The following is a 4,516-nucleotide window of genomic DNA, read 5'->3' as shown; positions in this document are numbered from 1 at the left end:
CGTTCACGGGGTTGCCCGACGCATCGAGCACCTTGTAGCCGAGCTCCTCAATCTCGCCGGGGTCGTTCTGGAAATCAGGGAGCTTGTCCCTCCGGGCCATGCTGGCGGGAACATTCCACCAGGGACTGAACTCGAGATAGGTGATGGAGTCGGAAAACTCCGGCGTCTGACGATCTTCTTCGCCGAAAATCGCGACATGGCGCGAGACTTCGGTGTCGCCGGTGAGAGCGACGACCTCGAAAGTGGGGATGTTGGCGTAGATCTGCCGCTCGGTGTTCTCGCGCGGCAACCAGCGCAGCCGTTCGAGACTGGCGCGGAGGCTGGCCATCCGGGCCTGCGCGTCGGAGGCGGCTTTGGCCTCCGCCGAGGTCAGCGGGCTTTGCTGATGCTGCGCAAGTTCCGTCTGCAGGGCCGCATAGAGGGAAGAGGTCGGGGCAAGCGCGTTTAGGGCGGCGCTGTAGGCTTCCGCGTCCGCATCGGTTGGCAACGCGTTGAAGGTTTCGGCTAGTGCAGCGTCCGCCTCGAGGCGCGGCGCGAGCGTTTCCGCGTCGATCGCGCCGCGGCGAAGATGCGTCGCAGCGAGCAGCCAGGCGTCGCGCGGGCTGGCCCCGTTGGCGATATAACGAGCGGGGTCGAGGCCATGCGCGGTGAGCGCGTCGAGCGACTGTAGAATTGCTCCGTTCACAGCGCCCGAGGCATCCTGGGCGCAGGCCTCCGGCGCCGCGTCCGTACTTACCGCGGATCCTGCGGGACAACTTCCCTCCGGCATCGCCATTGCGGTTAGATTTGCAAAGATAGACAGCGAGACCGGCAGCGCGGCAGCGAACAGAAAAGACTTGAGGCGGCTGGGCGGATTGCACCAGCCGGCGAATGGGGACTTCTGGGTCATAAGGCAGCCTCCTTGGGGCTTACCCTGATCCTGACATCTGGCGTCCTAGTCCTGAAACCCTCGGAATACCGCAGCTTCGTCTACGGACTTTCGCGTCGAGACGACGGCGTTCGCCGGGAAGGTGTCATCCGGCCAACCCATCGCCACACAGGTCTGGATCACCTGGTCGTCCGGGATGCCGGCCTCGGCGCGCACGACCGGGCTCTGCATGATGCCCTGCGAGTTGATCACGCAGCCAAGTCCGCGCGACCAGGCGGCATTGACGAGGCAGTTGACCACGCCGCCGCAGTCGAAGGGCGCAATGTCGCTGCCCTGGATGGACCTGTCATAGGTGACGACGATGGAGACGGGCGCATCGAACTGGCGGAAGCCGCGCAGCACCCAGTCATGGCGCTTTTCCTTGTCCTCGCGCGCAATGCCCATGGCGCCGAAGAGCTGCTTGGCGATCTCGATCTGGCGTTCGCGGTGGACGCCTTCATAGCCGGGGCCCATGCGGAACTCGCGGCTGTCAGGGACGCCGGCGAGGTTGCGCTCGACATTGCCGGCACGGATGCGGTCCAGCACCTCACCGGCGACGACATAGAAATTCCAGGGCTGTGTGTTCAGCGAGGTCGGCGCGCGCATGGCGAGTTCGAGGATCTCGCGGATCAGCGCCTGGGGCACGGGTTTGTTGAGATAGCCGCGAATGCTGCGCCGGCCCCGGATCACCTCGTCAAAATCCACGTTTGCGCTCCCATCTGAATTAACTCTGCAAACTTCTAGCGCCGTCTGGGCGGCTGGCAGCCCCTGCCGCCACGTGAGGGGCTTGCGCGATCGTTATGTTCATGTATTGTTCTGTTGGGTCAGACGTGGGGGGCGCGAAATGACAGATCAGCTGGAAGGCGGATGCACATGCCGGAGGGTGCGCTACCGGCTGAAGCGCGCGCCGATCGTGACGCATTGCTGTCATTGCAGCTGGTGCCAGCGGGAGACGGGCTCCGCGTTTGTCATCAATGCGGTGATCGAGTCGTCCGAGGTCGAATTGCTGGGCGCCCCGCCCGAAATTTTCGACACCCCCAGCCTGAGCGGGCGCGGCCAGCTGATCGCGCGGTGCCCTCGCTGCCTTATCGCGGTCTGGAGCCATTATCCCACAGCGCGGGAAGCGGCGGCCTTCATCCGGGTCGGAACGCTTGACGATCCGAAGGCGGTCCGGCCGGACGTTCATATCTTCAGGTCTTCGGCGGTCTCCTGGCTGGCGCTCACCGATGGCAAACCTGCCTTCGACGACTATTATCCGGACCGCCTCGCCATCTGGGGACCGGACGCGATGGCGCGCTGGGAAAAACTGATGGCCAGCCGGAGCTGAAAAGAAAAAGCCCGCTCCGGAGAGCGGGCTTTCCCAGATCCAATGCTCAAAGGGGAGAACCCCACGAGCAAGGCGAAGGCGCAGCCGCCCCGCCGTCAGGCGGGAACAGCGGCGAGCATAAAATCAACGAGGCGCCATGCGGATCGCGCCGTCGAGGCGGACGTCTTCGCCGTTGAAGTAATTGTTGCGGACCATTTCGGTGGCCAACGAGGCAAACTCGTCCGGATTGCCGAGACGCGGCGGGAACGGCACCTGCGCGCCGAGGGCCTGTTTCACCGGTTCCGGCGCGGCGGCGAGCAGCGGCGTGTTGAAGATGCCCGGCAGGATCGTGTTGACGCGGATATTCTCGCGCGACAGGTCCCGCGCGATCGGCAGGGTCATGCCGACAACGCCGCCCTTGGAGGCGGAATAGGCGGCCTGGCCGATCTGGCCATCTTCGGCGGCCACGGAGGCGGTGTTGACGATGGCGCCGCGGTCGCCGCAGGGCAGGGGCTCGAGGCTCATCATACCGGCAGCGGATTTGGCGATGCAGCGGAAGGTGCCGACGAGGTTGATCTGGATGATCAGGTTGAACTTATCGAGCGGGAAGTGGCTGATTTCACCGGAATTCTTGTCGCGGCTGGCGGTCTTGATGGCATTGCCGGTGCCGGCGCAGTTGATCAGAATGCGCTCCTGGCCAATCGCGGCGCGGGACTTCACAAAGCCGGCATCGACCGAGGCGTCATCCGTCACGTTCACTTCGCAGAACACGCCGCCGAGTTCCTTGGCCAGTGCCTCGCCTTTTTCGGCATTCAGATCGAACAGGGCGACCTTGACGCCATAGCTGGCGAGCTTGCGGGCGGTCGCGGCGCCGAGGCCGGAGGCGCCGCCGGTAATCACGGCGGAGATGTTAGAATTGAGTTCCATGGGGCACTGCCCTCCTTGCTTTTCGTTGACTGGCGTTCAGGAGTATAATGACCCTAGGAGAGCGCAATGTCTGACGCAGCGGAAATCATCGAGACGGTCAAAGGGCAGGGGGATATCTACCTGCCAAAATCGATTCGCCGGAACGAACGCCGGGCGCAGGGGCTGTTGCCGAAAATCGGCAAGTTTGCCTCACAGCTGCCTTTCGCCGACGATCTGGTGGCGGCCTGGTTCTGCGCGCGCGACCCGCTTACGCCTACCAAGGCGAAAGCCGTGCTGTTTGCCGCCGCCGCCTATTTCGTCATGCCGGTGGACCTGATCCCGGACGCCATCGTCGGCCTCGGCTTTACCGACGACGCAACCGTTCTGGCGACGGCGCTGAGCGTGGTCGGGGCGCATGTCACCGAGCGCCACCGCGCGATGGCCCGCAAGGCTCTGAAGCTGCCAGAACCGGTGCGGGATACGAAGTGACCCTCTGGCTGGCGCTGGGCCTCGCGGGCCTGCTCGCAGCCGTATATGGCTTTACCCTGTCGCGCGCGCCGCCTAGCCCCGCCAAGCTGATCCTCAAGATTTCGGGTATGCTGATCCTGACCGGTGTGGCGGCGTGGATGGGCGCGCCCTGGCTGCTGTTGGCCGGCCTTGCGGCCTCCACGCTGGGAGACGCCTTCCTCGCTGGCCGGCCGGAACGCTGGCTGATCCCCGGTATGGCGGCCTTCTTCACGGCGCATGTGTTTTACGTGATCCTGTTCTGGTCTGCGGGGCAGGTGAGCGGGGACGCGCTGAACTATGCCGCCCGCGCGGTGCTGGTGCTGGCGGGGGCGGGGTATATCGCCTGGCTGTCGCCCTCGCTGGGGGCGATGCGCTGGCCAGTCTTTGCCTATGGCGCGGTGATCCTGGTGATGGGCGCCGCGGCCATCGCCCTGCCAGCGGGCTACGGACTCGTGCTGATCGGCGCGCTGATGTTCATCCTGTCTGATGCGATTCTCGCCAATGAACTCTTCCGCCGGCCGAGCGGCGAGCCTGCCCGCTTCTGGCCGTCCATCTCCTTGTGGCATCTGTATTTCTTTGGCCAGGCGGCCATCCTTCTCGGATTTATCCTGAGATAGGCCGCAGAAAATCCCGTTTGTATCTGCACGGGAACTATGCGAATGACGCGGCGGGCCAGGCGCCCCCAACGGCGCCCAGCCTATCTGTAAGGATAGGAGTAAAACAGATGAACGTGACCACCGCCAAGCCGGCCGTGCGCCCTGCCTGCCCACATTTTTCGTCGGGCCCCACCGCGAAATATCCGGGCTTTTCCCTTCAAAATCTCGTGACTGCCGCCCTTGGCCGCTCGCACCGTTCGGGCGACGCCAAGAAGAAGCTGAAGGCTGCGATTG

Annotated in this window: 6 protein-coding genes; 3 read left to right on the top strand and 3 right to left on the bottom strand. The window is 64.5% G+C overall.

The window, feature by feature from the left end; genetic code table 11:
* Together ACK4SV_RS15930 and ACK4SV_RS15925 are read right to left on the bottom strand one after the other, a co-directional pair.
* Positions 1-889, bottom strand: an 889-nt coding sequence (locus ACK4SV_RS15930) for a L,D-transpeptidase family protein (protein ID WP_409918829.1), incomplete at its 3' end; no start/stop codon positions are given.
* Positions 890-934: 45 nt separating this feature from the next.
* Positions 935-1,612: a nitroreductase gene (locus ACK4SV_RS15925; protein WP_409918828.1), complete on the bottom strand. Its 678-nt coding sequence runs from the start codon at positions 1,610-1,612 to the stop codon at positions 935-937.
* 139 nt (positions 1,613-1,751) lie between these two features.
* Between ACK4SV_RS15925 and ACK4SV_RS15920 the strand changes: the two genes are divergently transcribed.
* Complete coding sequence (locus tag ACK4SV_RS15920) at positions 1,752-2,234, top strand: GFA family protein (RefSeq protein ID WP_409918827.1); 483 nt, start codon at positions 1,752-1,754, stop codon at positions 2,232-2,234.
* Between the two features lie 123 nt (positions 2,235-2,357).
* On the opposite strand, the gene ACK4SV_RS15915 is transcribed toward ACK4SV_RS15920, so the two are convergent.
* On the bottom strand, positions 2,358-3,140 hold the full coding sequence (locus ACK4SV_RS15915; protein ID WP_409918826.1) for an SDR family NAD(P)-dependent oxidoreductase: 783 nt from the start codon (positions 3,138-3,140) through the stop codon (positions 2,358-2,360).
* Between the two features lie 66 nt (positions 3,141-3,206).
* Here ACK4SV_RS15915 and ACK4SV_RS15910 point away from each other — a divergent pair, with 66 nt between their 5' ends.
* Both ACK4SV_RS15910 and ACK4SV_RS15905 read left to right on the top strand, forming a co-directional pair.
* Positions 3,207-3,608, top strand: a complete 402-nt coding sequence (locus ACK4SV_RS15910; RefSeq protein WP_409918825.1) for a YkvA family protein — start codon at positions 3,207-3,209, stop codon at positions 3,606-3,608.
* Positions 3,605-4,243, top strand: a complete 639-nt coding sequence (locus ACK4SV_RS15905; protein ID WP_409918824.1) for a lysoplasmalogenase — start codon at positions 3,605-3,607, stop codon at positions 4,241-4,243. The genes ACK4SV_RS15910 and ACK4SV_RS15905 overlap by 4 nt, the downstream gene beginning before the upstream one ends.
* The last annotated feature ends 273 nt before the right edge of the window (positions 4,244-4,516 follow it).

This window comes from Hyphomonas sp. (genome assembly GCF_046313735.1).
GTDB lineage: Bacteria > Pseudomonadota > Alphaproteobacteria > Caulobacterales > Hyphomonadaceae > Hyphomonas.
This window is presented reverse-complemented; position numbering and strand designations above follow the sequence as displayed.